This window comes from Pseudomonas sp. BW7P1 (genome assembly GCF_024981055.1).
Lineage (GTDB): Bacteria > Pseudomonadota > Gammaproteobacteria > Pseudomonadales > Pseudomonadaceae > Aquipseudomonas > Aquipseudomonas bananamidigenes.
Window position 1 is genome coordinate 2,675,143 of record NZ_CP103374.1, and the last position, 16,360, is coordinate 2,691,502.

Sequence of the window (16,360 nt, forward strand, 5' to 3'; positions counted from 1 at the left end):
AGCTCCGTGGCCGGGGGACACTGTGCGATTGCTGTTCAACATGACGATTCCTTTTCTTTGCCGCTTCGCGCTCAGTCGAGGGGCAGGGCGGCGCTCAGGGCCTTGAGCAGTTGCGCTTCACTGAAAGGCTTGAACAGGCACTCCACCGCGCCAGTGTTCATCAGCTTCGCCTGTTGGCTGGCGTCGGCGTGAGCGGTGATGAAAATCACCGGGATGCGATAGCCGCGACGCAGCAGTTCCCGATGCAGATCCTGCCCGGACATGCCCGGCATGGCCACATCGAGAATCAGGCAATCGGTCAGGCCGAGATAAGGCGACGCCAGAAACGCCTGGGCCGAGGCGAACGCCTGGACAGCGAACCCGAACTCCCTGATCAGGTCAGGCAGCGATTCGCGAACCGACTCGTCATCATCGACAACCGATACGAGCAAGTACTTACCCATCAGTGATTCTCCATGACGCGACCGGAGACATCGCGGTTGTCGGTTGGCGCAGACTCGTCCGCACACGGAATTGAAAAGGTGAACGTCGTACCCGGTCCGTCGTGGACCGTGGCCCGGAGCTGCCCGTCGTGGTGTTCGATGATGGAGCGACTGATCGACAGACCGACCCCCATGCCCGAGCTTTTGGTGGTGTAGAAGGCATTGAAAATACGTTCCATGTCCTGTGGATCGACGCCGGTGCCGCTGTCCTTCACCGCCAGATAAACGCTCTGGTGTTCCTGGCCGGTGCTGACGAAAAGTTCTCTGGAGCGACCGGTGATCGTCGTCATGGCCTCTACGGCGTTCATGATCAGGTTGAGGATCACCTGTTGAAGCTGCACCCGGTCGCCCTTGACCGGTGGCAGGGCCTCGGCGAATCGGGTATGCAGCACCACGTCGTTGCGTTGCAGCTCGCCCAGCAGCATGGCGATGACTTCTCGCGCTGCGTCATTGAGGTCGACGTTTTCAGTGGTGATGCTTTTTTTCGAGAACAACGCCCGCAAGCGGTTGATCACGTCAGCGGCCCGATTGCCGTCGCGAATGGTGCGGCGTGCGGTTTCCAGGGCACCGTCGACATTCGGAGGGTCGGCGCCAAGCATCCGCAGGCAGGTACTGGCATTGGTGATGATGCCGGCCAGCGGCTGATTGACCTCATGGGCAATCGATGCGGTGACTGCGCCCAGGCTGGCGACTCTGGCCAGATGCGTCAGTTCGGAACGGGCCTTGGCCAGAAAGGCTTCCGCCTGTTTGCGGTCTTCGATGTCGGTGTTTTCGCCATACCAGCACACGATCCGGCCCGCCTCGTCGCGCTGGGGTACGGCGCGGATCAGAAACCAGCGGTAAATGCCGTCGAAGCGTTTCAGGCGAGCCTCGTACTCACCGGCATCGCCCGAATGCAGAAGCGCTTGCCAATAAGCACCGAGCCCCGGGGCGTCGTCGGGGTGGATCGAGGCCGTCCAGCCGTTTCCGCACGCCTCTTCGAGCGACATGCCGGTGTAGTCGCACCAGCGTCGGTTGACGAAACCCACGCTGCCTTCGGGCGAAGCGCTCCAGACGAACCCGGGAACGGCATCGATGATGCCGCGCAGGCGCTCCTCCGAGCGGCTGACGTCTGCGAGGGCCTTGGCGATCAAGACCTTGTCCCGTCGGCGCTCATCGATATCGACCTGCAACACGCACCAGCGAGTGATGGTGCCCTCGCTGTTCCTGACCGGCAGGCCGCGCACATGAAACCAGCGATAGACCCCGTCGGCGCGACGAATGCGATGCTCGACGTCATAGGGCGTGCCGGTGCCGACCGAATGCATCCACGCCGCAGTGACCGATGGCAGATCGTCCGGGTGCACGGTGTCGCTGGCCTGCCAGTTTTTCAGTTCATCGAACGGGATGCCGATGTAGTCGAGGATTTGCCGGTTGACCTGCTCCAGTTCACCGGACGGCGTCATGAAGGCGACCATGGCCGGAATGCTGTCGATGATCGAATCGACCTCGGACATTGGCAGCTTCCTGTCATTGACGTGACCCGGCCCGTCTTCGATGACGCGCTCGTGCTCATTCGCCATATCGATTCTCATTGTGCAGTCACCGTTGAACAAAGATGCGCCTTCTGATGGCACCCGCCCATCATACTTTGGTGTCGCTTGTCGCGAATATCGGCCGCCATCGCACATTGCGGAGGGCATCACGATGCTGCTTTTGTAAGGCACTGTATCTACGACCCCTCCAGCCATACAAGCATGCAAAGCGCCCGCTTCGCGAAACCGCGTGGATACATTCGCCGCGCAGTCTTGGCCCTGGTTTCAACGTCCTCCGACGATTGAATGAAGGCAACGTGACGTCCGCGCTCCTGCCGCCGCCAAGGTAGCAGGACAGGTCGTCCCTGTGACAAGGCAGAATCTTATGAAAGCAGTGGTCATCCAGGCCTTTGGCGGGCCCGAAGTCTTGACGGTGCAAGACATTCAACTGGCAGAACCGGGCCCCGGACAAGTCCTGGTCAAGGTCATGGCGGCGGGTATCAATTTCATGGACACCGGTGTCCGGCGCGGGCTCGGCGCTGCCTGGGAACTGCCGCTGACACCGGGGGCGGAAGGCGCCGGTATCGTCCTGGCCACCGGCCCGCAGGTGACGGAGTTCAGTGTCGGTGACCGCGTGGCCTGGCATTACGTGCCGGGCAGCTACGCCGAACAGGTCATCGCGCCGGTCAGCCAGTTGGTGCCGTTGCCGGATGAGATCGACTTCGTCACCGCCGCCAGCCTGATGATGCAAGGCCTGACCGCCGCCAATCTGGTGGACAAGGTGCATGCGATCCAGCCAAGTGACTTGGCCTTCGTGCACGCGGCGGCCGGTGGTGTGGGGCTGATGCTGACCCAGTTGATCAAGCTGCATGGCGGCAAGGTCATTGGCCGGGTATCTCACGCCGACAAGGTGGAGGCCGTGCTCGCGGCAGGTGCCGATTACGCAGTGATCGGGCGGGCGCACAACATTGCCGGACAGGTCATGCGCCTGACGGAGGGAAAACGCGTGAATGTGGTGTACGACGGCACTGGCGCGGAAGGTTTTGCCGACTCGCTGGAGATGCTGGATGACTTCGGCACCCTGGCTTTGTACGGACCGTTCATGGATCCGATACCGCCGATCGATATCTTCAGCGTGCCGCGCAGCATCAAGCTGACGTATCCCTCGGTCATGCACTACGTTCGCGATCGCAAGGTGCTGCTGGAAAAAGCCCGGCAACTGTTCGCGTGGGTCAGTGCCGGCAAGCTGAAGACCTTCATCGGCAATCGTTATTCGCTGGACGAAGCACAACAGGCCCATATTGATATCGAGTCGCGCAACACGACGGGCAAGTTGATCATCGTCCCTTAGTGCCACGCCAGATCAGCAGGGCCGCCAAGACCTGGCTCACGGAAAAAAACGTGAACAGGTGTTGTGCGGTCCATTCGGCATCCAGCAGAAAACCGGCGACCACCGGCGAAATGATCGCCCCCAGACGCCCCATCGCCAGTACCAGGCCGACACCGGTCGTGCGAACCGACGTGCAGAACGCCTGAGGGGCCAGGACATACAAGGCAGCCACCGCACCATTGAGCATCAGGCCAAGGGTGACGGCCACGAGTGCCGCCAGGCCGGGTATGTGCGAGGCCGGCACGATCAATGGCAGCAGGACAGCATTGAGCAGCAGGAAACCCGTTAACAGACGTTGGCAGCCGAAACGATTGGCCGCGAGGCCCAGAAGCAGGGCACCGAGCATGCCCCCGAACGCCAACAGCACCCCGATCCGGGCGCCTTGTCGGTCGGTAAAGCCGTTATGGACCAGCAGGCTCGGGGTCCAGCTCATCACGAAGTAAAAGCAGAACATCAACAGAAAGAGTGCCAGCGCCAGCGACGTGGTCTGTTGCCACTGACCGGGCGCAAACGGTCGGCGGGCGTTGTCGGGCGACGCTGGAGCGCCAGGCACGCGGTGTTCGAGTGCCAGAAACGACGGCGACTCTCGTAGCCAATGGACGCCGGCCAACGCCGCCGCCAGCGTGATGCAACCACCGGCAAGAAAGACATACCGCCAGCCCACCCAATCATTCAGTACATGCGCCAGTACCCCGCCCAGGCTGGCGCCCATGGCGAAGGCGAGGGATTGCAGTGCGATGGCCAGATTGCGCCGGTGCGCGCTGGCGTGTTCGAACGTCAGCACGTTCGCCCCCACCAGCACCGCCCCCGTGCCGATGCCGGTCAGCAAGCGCAGGAACATCAGCACGTGATGGTCCGGACTCCAGAACGACAGCAACATGCTCAGGCCGCCGAGCAGCAGACCGGCGAGCAACAACGGCCTGCGACCGAAGCGGTCGGCCCTGGGCGCGGCCAGCAGCGAACCGAGCGCCATCCCGACCAGGCTGGCGCTCAACAACAGGCCCAGTTGCGCGCCGCTCAACGCCCACTCCGCAGAAACGCGGCTGGCGGTGAAGGCCATGGCCATCACATCCAGTCCGTCGATCACGTTGAACAGCATGCACAGCCCGATCACCCACCACTGCGAAGTGGTCGATGGCGTACTGCTCAGGCGTTCGAGCGCTGTGTCCCCACGCATCCGCAATCCTTGTTCCGCTCTGTCAATTAAATGGGCCGTGTCCCCGCCGCATTCTGCCCGTTAACCGCTGCTGATTTCGAGCGCGATTTTGCGCGTCATACCAAGGTATCGACCGACACCAACGTGTAATCGCGGCGAGGGTGTCAGGGTGGTCTGATCCGAATGGCGATGCCTTTCGAATAATGACTACAAGGAGATCCATCATGGTTGCGGTTATGTGCGGTTCCACATGGCGCCATTGCCTGGCGTCAGCCATCAGAAGAGGGGCCCTGGGCCTTGCCGTGCTCGCAGGCAGCAGCGCGACCTGGGCCAGCAGCACGACCACCGATCCGTCGCAAGCGATTCGTCCGTACCACGTCCATGTGGATGAAGCGAAATTGACTGACCTGCGCAAACGCATTGCCGACACCCGCTGGCCCGACAAGGAAACGGTCAACGACGTGTCCCAGGGTGTGCAGCTGGCGCAGGTCGAGGCCCTGGTGAAGTATTGGGGCAGCGGTTATGACTGGCGCAAGGCCGAGGCGAAACTCAATGCCTTGCCGGAGTTTGTGACCACGATCGATGGTGTCGACATTCAGTTCATCCACGTGCGTTCACGCAACCCCAATGCGATGCCGCTGATCCTCACCCATGGCTGGCCGGGTTCGCAATTCGAGTTCCTCAAGACCATCGGCCCGCTGACTGACCCCGTGGCATATGGCGGCAAGGTGGAGGACTCGTTCGATGTGGTGATCCCGTCGATTCCCGGTCACGGTTTTTCCGGCAAGCCGACCGAACTCGGCTGGGGTCCGGATCGGGTCGCAAAGGCCTGGGATGTGCTGATGAAACGTCTGGGTTATACCCATTACGTGTCTCAGGGCGGCGACCACGGTTCGGTGATCTCTGATGCATTGGGTCGTCTGGCGCCGCCCGGCCTGCTGGGCATTCACTTGAACATGCCGGCCACCGTGCCACCGGAACTGGTCAAGCCGATCAATGGTGGAGACCCAGCTCCGGCCGGGCTGAGCGGCCCGGAACTGACGGCGTTCAACTCGCTCAGCCAGTTCTTCGGGCGCAACGCGGCCTATGGCGCCATGATGGTGACCCGACCACAGACCATCGGTTATCTGCTGGCCGATTCGCCTGCCGGCACGGCGGCGTGGATGTATGAAAAGTTCGCCGCGTGGACCGACAGTGACGGTCAGCCCGAGAAAGTCCTGAGCCGCGATGAAATGCTCGATGACATCAGCCTTTACTGGCTGACCGACAGCGGCGCCTCGTCCTCCCGTTTCTATTGGGAGAACAACAACAATAACTTCAGTGCCGCCGCGCAGAAGACCGCCGACATCAAGGTGCCTGTCGCGATCACCGTGTTCCCTCACGAAATCTACCGCGCGCCGAAAGTCTGGTCGCAACGCGCCTATCCGTCGCTGGCCTACTTCAGCGAGGTCAGCAAGGGCGGTCACTTCGCGGCCTGGGAGCAACCGCAATTGTTCAGCGAAGAACTGCGCGAAGCCTTCCGGCCACTGCGTGCCGCCGCGCAGAAAACCACGGCTCAGGCAGCCCGCTGACCTTTTGATCCGCAAGCCTTTCAACCCCAAGCCCTTCAACCAAAGCCCGGAACCGCCGCCCGGCGGTTCACGGTGGAGACTCGGCATGACTGACTCTGACGCTGTAATCCAATCCCGGCGCGTGCTCGCCGGTTCGATGCTGGCGATTGCCCTGGCTGTCGTCGCGACATACGCCGGCGCCACTGAAGTGCCTGCAGGCAAGATCGACGCCATTACCGCTGGCAGCAACGTTTCATTCGGCGCGCTGAAACACGTCAAGGCCGGACTGCTGGACGTGTCGTACGCCGAAGTCGGCCCCGCCGACGGCCCGGTGGTGATCCTGCTGCACGGCTGGCCCTACGACATTCACAGCTACACCGACGTGGCCCCGGCACTGGCGCAGAAGGGCTATCGGGTACTGATTCCCTATGCGCGCGGTTATGGCGATACGCGCTTTTTGTCAGCCAAAACCGTGCGCAACGGACAACCCTCGGCGCTGGCCAAGGATCTGATCGACTTCATGGATGCCCTGAAGATCAAGCAAGCCGTGCTCGGCGGTTACGACTGGGGTGCACGCACCGCCGATATCGTCGCCGCGCTCTGGCCGGAACGGGTCAAAGCGCTGGTGGCGGTGAGCGGTTACCTGATCGGCAGCCAGGACGCCGGCAAGGCGCCGTTGCCTCCCGCCGCCGAGTTGCAGTGGTGGTATCAGTTCTACTTTGCGACCGAGCGCGGTCGTCTGGGTTACGAGAAAAACACCCATGACTTCGCGAAACTGATCTGGCAATTGGCGTCGCCGAAATGGAACTTCGACGATGCGACCTACGACCGCAGCGCCGCCGCGTTGCAGAATCCCGATCATGTCGCCGTGTCGATCTTCAACTACCGCTGGCGTCTGCGGCTGATCAAAGGGGAAGCGCAATACGATCCGCTGGAGAAAAAACTGGCGGCGTTCCCTTCGATCAACGTGCCGACCATCACCCTGGAAGGTGATGCCAATGGTGCGCCGCACCCACCGGCCGAGGCGTATGCCAAACGCTTTACCGGCAAATACGAATACCGGCTGATCAGCGGTGGCATCGGCCACAACCTGCCGCAAGAAGCGCCGCAGGCCTTCGCTCAGGCAGTGATCGATGCCGATCATCTCTGATAGCCGGCCTGAGGGAATCCGACGATGAAACTCAACCATTGGGCCGTGTTGCCAGCGGCCATTGCGCTCGCGGCACTGGCAGCCACGGGCGTCGCTCTGGGCGAAGCCGATGACGGTGATGCTTCGCCGATCTACGGCGTGAAGCTGCCGAAAAACTATCGTCAGTGGGCGCTGATTGCCCCGGCCCAGGAAGCCGCGCCGCTGGATGAATTGCGCGCGGTGCTGGGCAATGACCGGGCGATCAAGGCTTACCAGAGCAAGACGCTGCCGTTCCCCGACGGCACGGTGCTGGTCAAGCTGGCGTGGAAACACGTGCAGTCCCCGGAGTTCGAACCCGCCTCGATTCCGGGGGCGGCCACCACCGTTCAGGTGATGGTCAAGGACTCGCGACGATACGCCTCGACCGGCGGCTGGGGATTTGGCCGCTTCATCAATGGCAAGCCTGCCGATGAAGCCCAGCACCAGACCTGTTTCGCCTGCCATCAGGCGCGGGTGCAGAACCACGATTTTGTCTTCACCCGATACGCCCCCTGATCCATCACACAAGGAGTTGTCACATGAAAAGAACATTGACTGCACTGACCCTCGCGGCCGGCCTGTGCCTGGGCGTGAGTGCCTTCGCCCAATCCGCCAAACCGACCGTGGTACTGGTGCATGGCGCCTTCGCCGATGCGTCGAGCTGGAACGGCGTGGCGAAAATTCTCGAGAAGGATGGCTACACGGTGATCGCCGCCGCCAACCCGTTGCGCGGCGTCAAGAGCGATGGCGCAGCGGTATCGGCGTTGCTGAGCAGCATCCAGTCGCCGGTGGTGCTGGTCGGTCACTCCTATGGCGGCAACGTCATCAGTGAGGCGGCCAACGATCATGCCAATGTCAAGGCGCTGGTGTATGTCAGTGCCTTTGCCCCCGAGGCCGGTGAAACTGTTGCCGGGCTCGCCGGCAAGTTTCCCGGCAGTACCCTCGGGCCAACGCTGGCGCCACCCGTTGCGCTGGCCGATGGCGGCAAGGACTTGTACATCCAGCAGAGCAAGTTCCACGATCAGTTCGCGGCTGACGTCCCTGCTGCTCAAGCGGCACTGATGGCGGCCACCCAGCGGCCCGTCACGGAAGCGGCGCTCAACGAGCAGGCCGGGGCGCCTGCCTGGAAGCACATTGCGTCCTGGTACATCTACGGCGACAAGGACAGGAACATACCGCCCCAGGCGATGGCGTTCATGGCCAAACGTGCGGATGCCAAGGCGGTCGAGGTGGTGAAGGGCGGCTCTCACGTGGTGATGGTGTCGAACCCGGCACCGGTGGCCCGGCTGATCGAGAAAGCGGCGACGGCCCTCTGAACTTCGGCGGTGCACCCGGGTGCACCGCCGTTTTTTATCGGTTCAGGCAGCGGATATCTGCGGCGACTTCATCGGGGCCAGTCTGAGCAGGGGCGTGATGCCGAGCATCAACAGCAGTACCGCGAACATCGATGCGTACGCCGGGCCGAAGTGTCCGGTGTATTCGCGCAAGGCACCGAACAGCAGCGGCCCGAGCGCGGCGATCAGGTAACCGATGAACAGCATGAACACCGTCCATAACCCCGCCTGTTCGCTGGTGCTGGCGTGATCCAGCGGCAAGGTCATGGCCACGGTGAAACCCATGCCCAGACCGATGGCTGCGAGCACCACGTAGAGCATCGGCCAGTACGCCGGCAGGAACGCCATGCCGCCAACTCCCATCAGTGCCAGCAACGCCGACAATCCCAACAGGCCGCGCCGGTCGTGGGCCTTGCCTCGAATCAGCCCCGCACCCACGCTGGCAACGGCGAATACCGCGGTAAAAATGCCCAGCAGAACGCCCGGGGAAACACTCGACGTGGCCGCTTCCACCGACGCAGGCGCCATCCAGGCGAAGAGGGCGTAGACCACGAATTGACCGGCACCGAAATTCAACGCGATCAGCCACGCCTGCAGATTGACCCATGGCAGACGTTTGCTCGGGTTCGACGGCGATTTCACCGCTGGCGCCGGTGTCGCAAAACGCCGTGCCATCCACACCCAGCTGGCGATGGCGGTGAGGCACAGCACGCTCCAGCTGCCGGCGCTGACCCGCCAGTCCTGCGCCAGCTCGGCAATCGGCGCGCTGAACACTGCCGCGAGGGTCGCGCCCAGGCTCAGTCCGCCGGCATAGATGCCCATGAACAGCGCCGGTCGTTGCGCAAAGTGAGTCTTGATCCATGCACCGGTCATGGCGCCAGCGACCGCGATGCCGATGCTGGCAAGGAACGTGCTGCCGAGCAGAAAAAAAGCATTCGGCGAGATTGCCCGCAGCAACGTGGACGCGCCCAACAATGTCAGGGCGACCACCACACTGCGATCGATCCCGAAGCGCCTGGCCAGGCTCGGCACCACCAGCGCGAACACGCCCATGCAGACGTCGGGGATGGAAGTCAGCAACGCAGCCTGGGTGTAGCTCAATTGGAAGTGTTGCTGGATCAGCGTCAGGATCGGTCCCACCGAGATGATCGGCGGACGCAACGCGATGGACAGAATCAGCAGGCCGATCACCGCCGTGACGCTTTGTGGGGGAGCGGAGAGATTACGCGTGTTTGCCATGGAAAAAGCCTCATTGCTCAAGAATGAGCGCAAGGCTAACAATGGGCTCGCAATGGCAAATGCCAGAATTTGTCGCCAAAGTGACAATCACTGAATGAGGCGATCAAGGTCCGTTTTCAGGAGAGTCCACTTGATGAAACGAGAGGTGCGCAAGCTCATCGCCAGAGCTGAGTCCGCGCCGCGCAGCGAACGTTATCCCGACTACCGGGATGTGCCACGGGTGATGACCGTGCTGGTGCGCGATCAGGCCACTGGCGAGTACAACGAACCGCATGTGCATCGTCATGGGCAGTTGCTGTACGCCTCAAGCGGCGTGATGCGGGTGGCCACTGAACGCGGATTGTGGATCCTGCCGCCGAAGCGGGCGTTATGGATTCCGCCAGGGGTGACCCACGATCAGTTGATGCTGAGCGCGGTCAAGATGCGCTCGATCTACATCGAGCCGCAGGCCTGCGCCGGGCTGGGCCCTGACTGCAAAGTGCTGGAAATCCCCGGACTGTTGCGCGAGTTGATTCTGGCCCTGGCCGAGCAGCCGATCGAATACCCGCAGGAGGGGCGCAACGCGCACATCGTGGCGTTGATACTCAGCGAACTGCAGGGGGCGCGGACCTTGCCGATCGAAGTGCCGTGGCCGCTCGACAGGCGACTGGTCACGGTGTGCGAGGCAATTCTGCAGGACCCCGGACAAGACCATTCGATCGGCTATTGGGCAGACCGGGTCGGCGCCAGTCCGCGCACGCTGATTCGCCTGTTCGTCAATGAAACCGGCCTGAATTTCCGTCATTGGTTGCAGCAGGTGCGGCTGGCGACTGCCATCGACCGTCTCGACAAAGGACAGTCCGTCAGCGTGATTGCCCGGGACCTGGGTTACGCCAGCCAGAGCGCCTTCAGTGCGATGTTCAGACGAGTGATGGGCGAATCGCCCCGTGCGTTTCTCGTGCGCGATTAGCGCCGTCCGGCGTTTCCGATACCTTTGTATTCTGTCGTCGAAGGGAGTCGGGTGTTATCAATGCTTCTGCAATGCAGGTAATTGAAAACCCGCCCGTCGTTCCGCAAGGAACCTTCGAAGAGAGAGAAGCCTGATGCTTTTATACCTGTCGACCTGGTCCGAAATCGCGCAATTCCTCGAACGCAGCCGCACTATCGTCATCCCGATCGGTTCCAACGAACAGCACGGGCCCACCGGCCTGCTGGGCACCGACTGGATGTGCCCGGAAATCATCGCCCATGAAGCGCAGAAGAACGCCGACATCCTGATCGCCCCGACCTTCAACATCGGCATGGCGCAGCATCACCTGGGTTTTCCCGGCACCATTTCGCTCAGGCCTTCGACCTTCATCGCTGCCATCGCCGACTGGACCCGTTCGCTGGTCGCCCATGGCTTTGAAAAGATCCTTTTCCTCAATGGCCACGGCGGCAACATCGCGTCAATCGAAGCCGCGTTTTCGGAGCTGTACGCTGAAGCGAGTTTCGCCCGCCGCAAAGCCGGGTTCGCTTTGAAACTGTGCAACTGGTGGGACCTGGAAGGGGTGAACGAGCTCGCCCGAGACCAGTTCCCGACCGGCCACGGCATTCATGCCACGCCTTCGGAAATCGCCGTGACCCAATGGGCGTACCCCGATTCCATCAAGTCGGCGGACTACTCGCCACAAATCGCCAATTGGGGGCCGATCCGTGAAGCGGCGGACTTCCGTGCCCGTCACCCGGACGGCCGCATGGGCTCGGACCCGGCCCAGGCTTCACCGGAAAAGGGCCGGCAACTGGTGGAAATGGCCGCTCGCGGCCTGGTGCAGGAGGTGCAGGCCTTCAGCCGTGAATCATTGCCCGACTGAGCCGTCGCCCTGACCAACGCCCGGATTTTCCGGGCGTTGCTGTTTCAACCCTTTGGGAGTATCGACATGTGGACTATCAAGCACAGCTACATCGATGGCGCATTCGTGCCCGTTCAGGGCCGCGAAACGATCGAATGCATCAACCCGGCGACGGAAGCAGTCATCGGCACCGTCACCCTGGCCAACCGCGACGATGCCAGACAAGCCATCGCCGCTGCCCGGCGTGCACAGATCACGATGGGCGGCACCTCGAAAGCCGAGCGTATCGACATGCTCAAGCGCCTTCAGGCGGCGGTGCTGGAGAGCACCGACGAAATACGCGACACCGCCATCGAGGAATACGGCGCACCGTTGGCTCGTGCGCAATGGGTCAGCCAGTACGCGTCGCAGTCCTTCGCCAACGCAGCGCAGGTGCTGGAGCGCTACGAGCTGGTCCGGTCTGTGGGCCATGCAAGGGTGATCATGGAGCCGGTCGGGGTGTCGGCGTTGTTCGCCCCCTGGAACAGCACCGCCGGTACGGTATGCAGCAAACTGGCGGCGGCGATTGCCGGCGGTTGTGCCACGGTCATCAAGCCGAGTGAGCTGAGCCCGTTGCAGACCCGGGTGCTCGCGCTCGCCCTGCAACGTGCGCAACTGCCCGACGGGGTGATCAACATTGTCTTGGGCCGCGGGAGCGATGTGGGCGACGAAATCAGCACCAGCCCGCACATCGCGAAGATCTCGTTTACCGGCTCCACCGCCACCGGAAAACTCATCGCCCGCGCCGGCATCGAGACGATGAAACGGGTGAGCCTGTCGCTCACCGGCAAGTCGGCGTCCATCCTGCTGGACGACGCGGATCTCGAAACGGCCATCCCCATGGCGCTGAATGGCGCTTTCATGAACAACGGTCAGGCCTGTGTCGCCGGTACGCGGCTGTTGGTCCCGCGCACGAACTTGCCGCAGGTGATCGAGCGGGTGAAAACCCTGGTCGACGCCATAGTGGTCGGTAATCCTCGTGATCCGGCGACCGCCATCGGCCCGATGGTCAACCAGGCGCAGTTTGATCGCGTGCAGGGTTTTATCCGGCGCGGGCTGGAGCAGGGCGCCCGGTTGGTCGTCGGCGGGGAGGGCCGGCCTGCCGGGCTGAGCCAGGGCTATTTCGTGAAACCCACGGTGTTTGCCGACGTCAGCAACGACATGGACATCGCCCGGGAAGAGATTTTCGGCCCGGTGCTGTCGATCATTGCCTATGACGATGAAGAGGACGCGGTCCGCATTGCCAATGCCAGCGTCTACGGTTTGCAGGCCTATGTGTTCACCCGCGAGGTGGAACGTGGCCGACGCATCGCTACGCGTCTGGAGGCCGGTTCGGTGTTGATCAACCGGATTGCACCGGAGCTGCTTGCGCCGTTTGGCGGGGTCAAGCAGTCGGGGATTGGCAGGGAGTTCGGGGTGTCGGGGCTGGAAGCGTTTCTTGAAGCGAAAAGCATCGTAGAGGACTGACAACGACAGCAGGGCCGGCAGGATCAATCCTGCTGGACCTGCTTGCATCATTGCGGATCAGCCCAGTGCTTCGATGGCCTGCGCAACGCCTGCACCATACGCCGGATCGGCGCGGGTGCAGTTATCGATGTGGCGTTGTCGGGTCTGGGCGCTGGCGCCATGGATCGAGCGTGCCGTGTTCTCGAACAAGGCCTGTTGCTGGGCGGGCGACATGGCGCGGAACAGTGCACCGGGTTGCGAGAAGTAATCGTCGTCCTCGCGGTGATTCCAGTGTCCGGCGCTGCCTTTGAGGGCCAGCGGTGGCTCACTGAAATCCGGTTGCTCGGCCCACTGGCCATGGCTGTTGGGCTCGTAGCCGATTGTGCTGCCCGCATTCGAATCGGTGCGCATCTGACCGTCCCGGTGATAGCTGTTGACCGGGCAGCGCGGCGCATTCACCGGGATCTGATGATGATTGACGCCCACGCGATAGCGCTGTGCATCGCCGTAGGAGAACAGTCGCGCCTGGAGCATTTTGTCCGGTGAGAAGCTGATGCCGGGCACCACGTTGGCCGGGTTGAAGGCCGCCTGTTCGACGTCGGCGAAGTAGTTGTCGGGATTGCGGTTGAGTTCGAGCACACCGACTTCGATCAGCGGGTAGTCCTTGTGAGGCCAGACCTTGGTCAGGTCGAAGGGGTTGAACGGGCAGGTGTCGGCGTCCACCTCGGGCATGATCTGCACAAAAAGCTTCCATCGCGGGAAGCGGCCTTCCTCGATGGCGGTGTACAGGTCGCGCTGGGCACTTTCGCGATCATCGCCGATCAATGTCGCGGCTTGTTGGTCGGTCAGGTTCTCGATGCCTTGCTCGGTTTTCCAGGTGAACTTCACCCAGAAACGCTCGTTCGCCGGGCTGATGAAACTGAACGTATGGCTGCCGAAACCATGCATGTGCCGGTAAGTGCGCGGCAATCCGCGATCACTCATGACAATCGTCACTTGATGCAGCGCCTCGGGCAGTAGCGTCCAGAAATCCCAATTGTTGCGGGCGCTGCGCAGGTTGGTTCGAGGGTCGCGTTTGACCGCGTGGTTGAGGTCGGGGAATTTCAACGGGTCACGAAGAAAGAACACGGGTGTGTTGTTGCCCACCAGATCCCAGTTGCCTTGCTCGGTATAGAACTTGATGGCGAATCCGCGAATGTCACGTTCGGCATCGGCGGCGCCACGCTCGCCGGCCACGGTGGAAAAACGCACGAAGATATCGGTGGTTTTACCCACGCCGGAGAACAGCGCTGCCTTGGTATATCGACTGATATCGCGGGTGACGGTAAAGGTGCCGAATGCCCCTGAACCCTTGGCGTGCATGCGTCGTTCGGGAATGACCTCACGATCGAAATGCGCCAGTTTTTCCAGCAGCCATACGTCTTGCAACAGCACCGGGCCTCGGGGGCCGGCGGTCTGCGAGTTGTTGTTATCCACCACTGGCGCGCCGGCGGCGGTCGTCAGCTTGTTCATGCGCTACTCCTGGCTTTTGTTGGTTTGCCGCCATCACATCAAAAGCCTCGGGGTGCCCTCTATTGCACCTTGGTGTCGCTGCAGGAAAGGGGGGAATGGCCGGACATTGCAGTGTGATCAGGCGAGGGTGATGCTGACATTGACGTTGTTGCGCGTGGCTTTGGAATAAGGGCAATTCTGGTGCGCCGCTTCGATCAGCTGCTGTGCCAGTTCCGGCTCGATTTCCGGCAACGATACAGCCAGACGTGCCTGCAGGAAGAACCCGTGCTCTGCGTGTACGAGGTCGACATGAGCCTCAACCCCGGCGTTTGCCGGGAAGCCGATCCTGCGGGCGTTGCAGGCGTGGCGCAGGGAACCGAGAAAACAGGCTGACCAGCACACCGCGAACAACTGCTCGGGATTGGTTCCGGTTCCGGGTGCGCCCGGAGGAGAGAGCCTGAGATCCAGTCGACCGTCGTGACTGCGTGCGGTCCCTTCACGGCCTCCTGTGGTGCAGGTGTGAGCGGTGTAGAGCGTTTTCTCGATGTTGATCATGGGCATTCCCTGGTGAAGATTTCACTGCGTCGAACGATCTTTGCAGGCTGCGCGCGCAGTGCCGGTGCGTTCCGTTGGCGACACGCACGCCAGCGGTGGGGAAGCGGCTGTCGTGGCCATGTCCCGCTTGCCCAGCTTGATGAGCAGCGTGGATCTTGCAATCTCGATCAGCCAGGCCCGAAACGGAAAGTCGGGGTCGTGCCGGGCCTGTTCCAGATAAAGCATCTTGAAGGCTTGCTGAACGAGGTTGCCGGTGTCCTCGCGGCTGATCCGCCCGGCCTGGACCTGGCCCTCGTAAAAGGCGATGAGCAACGGCGTCACGGTCGCGAACAGCTGTTGTGATTCAACCCTGTCATGCCGGACGGCGCCGGTGACCAGGGCATACAGTTCGTCGTTGCCGAGCCGGTCGGCCTCGCACAGGCACTGTTGGCGATAACCTTCAGCCATGATCGGATCCCTCGCAAAACCATCATTCGACCGAGCGAAGCGAGCGAAAAGATTCGCAGGGAGCCTCGCGCTCGGCGGTGAGATTCAAGCCTGCCTTCACCGCTCCATGACTGCCAGTTATGCGTTGTTAGCGCTTGTTAGCAACTGGCTGTGGCAGCACGTTGCAGGGTGATTTTTTTGCTGGCTGGCCAAGACGCTGCGCGGGTTTTCGATGGCCTTTGCCTGGAGAAACGGCGGGGAGGTGTTCGGGCATTTTTGACATCCCTGTCTCTTTGCCATCGTCACGATGACGTAGGAAATGTCTGATATTTATTTCGCAGAATTCCTACATTTTGTTTGCCTCACCGGCAAAAAACGTGGTTATTATCCGCCGGCGCTCCGGGTCACAAACCCGGCGCCAGAAGATTGCCGTGCGTCTACAGGCCCGGCAGTCGCAGCCGATCGGGACCACCCTGGCGCTGTCACCCACCGCGCAGGTTGTTCCTCGTCGTTGACCCTCAAATGGAAGTCGAGGTTTCAATTGAGCACGCGGTTTGCAATTGACGATGCAATGGACAAGGCGATCGATCTCGCCATCGGTCCTGGCAATTCTCCAGCTGTTCACGCTGATCGCGCCGCGGTGTTCTTCGCCAGCCTTTCTCCCCCCGGTTTCCTGTGTGTGCCTGCGTGCGACGCGAGTCTGCATGCGCGTGCCGCGCCATCTTCCTGAATTCGAATGACCGAACCGGCACTTGATGC

The 16,360-nt window shown here is 62.0% G+C and carries 16 protein-coding genes; 9 read left to right on the top strand and 7 right to left on the bottom strand.

The window, feature by feature from the left end; translation table 11 throughout:
- Positions 1–71: 71 nt before the first annotated feature.
- The gene (locus NWV16_RS11950) at positions 72–443 is read right to left on the bottom strand and encodes a response regulator (RefSeq protein WP_065260078.1); all 372 of its coding nucleotides are present in this window, start codon (positions 441–443) and stop codon (positions 72–74) included.
- The gene (locus NWV16_RS11955) at positions 443–2,044 is read right to left on the bottom strand and encodes a PAS domain-containing sensor histidine kinase (protein ID WP_260523183.1); all 1,602 of its coding nucleotides are present in this window, start codon (positions 2,042–2,044) and stop codon (positions 443–445) included. Before NWV16_RS11955 ends, NWV16_RS11950 begins: the two co-directional genes overlap by 1 nt.
- A gap of 337 nt (positions 2,045–2,381) precedes the next feature.
- Between NWV16_RS11955 and NWV16_RS11960 the strand changes: the two genes are divergently transcribed.
- Entirely contained in the window at positions 2,382–3,347 is a 966-nt protein-coding gene (locus NWV16_RS11960) for a quinone oxidoreductase (protein ID WP_260523184.1), read from the top strand.
- Here the strand turns inward: NWV16_RS11960 and NWV16_RS11965 are convergent.
- The gene (locus NWV16_RS11965; protein WP_260523185.1) at positions 3,334–4,563 is read right to left on the bottom strand and encodes an MFS transporter; all 1,230 of its coding nucleotides are present in this window, start codon (positions 4,561–4,563) and stop codon (positions 3,334–3,336) included. The two genes, NWV16_RS11960 and NWV16_RS11965, sit on opposite strands and share 14 nt — an antisense overlap.
- A 203-nt stretch (positions 4,564–4,766) precedes the next feature.
- On the opposite strand from NWV16_RS11965, the gene NWV16_RS11970 reads away from it, so the two are divergent.
- The 4 genes from NWV16_RS11970 (at position 4,767) to NWV16_RS11985 (ending at position 8,576) form a co-directional block, all read left to right on the top strand.
- A complete protein-coding gene (locus NWV16_RS11970; protein WP_260523186.1) occupies positions 4,767–6,113 on the top strand; it encodes an epoxide hydrolase family protein in 1,347 nt (448 codons plus the stop codon).
- A gap of 85 nt (positions 6,114–6,198) precedes the next feature.
- Positions 6,199–7,242, top strand: a complete 1,044-nt coding sequence (locus NWV16_RS11975; protein WP_260523187.1) for an alpha/beta fold hydrolase — start codon at positions 6,199–6,201, stop codon at positions 7,240–7,242.
- Between the two features lie 24 nt (positions 7,243–7,266).
- Positions 7,267–7,776, top strand: coding sequence for a cytochrome P460 family protein (locus tag NWV16_RS11980; protein WP_260523188.1), 510 nt, complete (start codon positions 7,267–7,269; stop codon positions 7,774–7,776).
- Between the two features lie 23 nt (positions 7,777–7,799).
- A complete protein-coding gene (locus NWV16_RS11985) occupies positions 7,800–8,576 on the top strand; it encodes an alpha/beta fold hydrolase (RefSeq protein ID WP_065260071.1) in 777 nt (258 codons plus the stop codon).
- 42 nt (positions 8,577–8,618) lie between these two features.
- Here NWV16_RS11985 and NWV16_RS11990 read toward each other — a convergent pair whose 3' ends face one another.
- Positions 8,619–9,833, bottom strand: a complete 1,215-nt coding sequence (locus NWV16_RS11990; protein ID WP_260523189.1) for a CynX/NimT family MFS transporter — start codon at positions 9,831–9,833, stop codon at positions 8,619–8,621.
- Positions 9,834–9,966: 133 nt separating this feature from the next.
- On the opposite strand from NWV16_RS11990, the gene NWV16_RS11995 reads away from it, so the two are divergent.
- The 3 genes from NWV16_RS11995 (at position 9,967) to NWV16_RS12005 (ending at position 13,150) form a co-directional block, all read left to right on the top strand.
- A complete protein-coding gene (locus NWV16_RS11995; protein ID WP_260523190.1) occupies positions 9,967–10,782 on the top strand; it encodes a helix-turn-helix transcriptional regulator in 816 nt (271 codons plus the stop codon).
- Between the two features lie 133 nt (positions 10,783–10,915).
- Entirely contained in the window at positions 10,916–11,665 is a 750-nt protein-coding gene (locus NWV16_RS12000; RefSeq protein WP_260523191.1) for a creatininase family protein, read from the top strand.
- A gap of 66 nt (positions 11,666–11,731) precedes the next feature.
- Positions 11,732–13,150: an aldehyde dehydrogenase family protein gene (locus tag NWV16_RS12005; RefSeq protein ID WP_260523192.1), complete on the top strand. Its 1,419-nt coding sequence runs from the start codon at positions 11,732–11,734 to the stop codon at positions 13,148–13,150.
- A 57-nt stretch (positions 13,151–13,207) separates the two neighbouring features.
- On the opposite strand, the gene NWV16_RS12010 is transcribed toward NWV16_RS12005, so the two are convergent.
- From NWV16_RS12010 to NWV16_RS12020, 3 genes are all read right to left on the bottom strand, one after another.
- The gene (locus NWV16_RS12010) at positions 13,208–14,641 is read right to left on the bottom strand and encodes a catalase (protein WP_260523193.1); all 1,434 of its coding nucleotides are present in this window, start codon (positions 14,639–14,641) and stop codon (positions 13,208–13,210) included.
- Positions 14,642–14,758: 117 nt separating this feature from the next.
- Positions 14,759–15,175: an organic hydroperoxide resistance protein gene (locus NWV16_RS12015; RefSeq protein WP_065260065.1), complete on the bottom strand. Its 417-nt coding sequence runs from the start codon at positions 15,173–15,175 to the stop codon at positions 14,759–14,761.
- A 21-nt stretch (positions 15,176–15,196) separates the two neighbouring features.
- The gene (locus tag NWV16_RS12020; RefSeq protein WP_260523194.1) at positions 15,197–15,622 is read right to left on the bottom strand and encodes a hypothetical protein; all 426 of its coding nucleotides are present in this window, start codon (positions 15,620–15,622) and stop codon (positions 15,197–15,199) included.
- A gap of 298 nt (positions 15,623–15,920) precedes the next feature.
- Between NWV16_RS12020 and NWV16_RS12025 the strand changes: the two genes are divergently transcribed.
- Positions 15,921–16,331 (top strand): hypothetical protein, encoded by a 411-nt coding sequence (locus NWV16_RS12025; protein WP_260523195.1) that lies wholly within the window; start codon positions 15,921–15,923, stop codon positions 16,329–16,331.
- Positions 16,332–16,360: the final 29 nt, after the last annotated feature.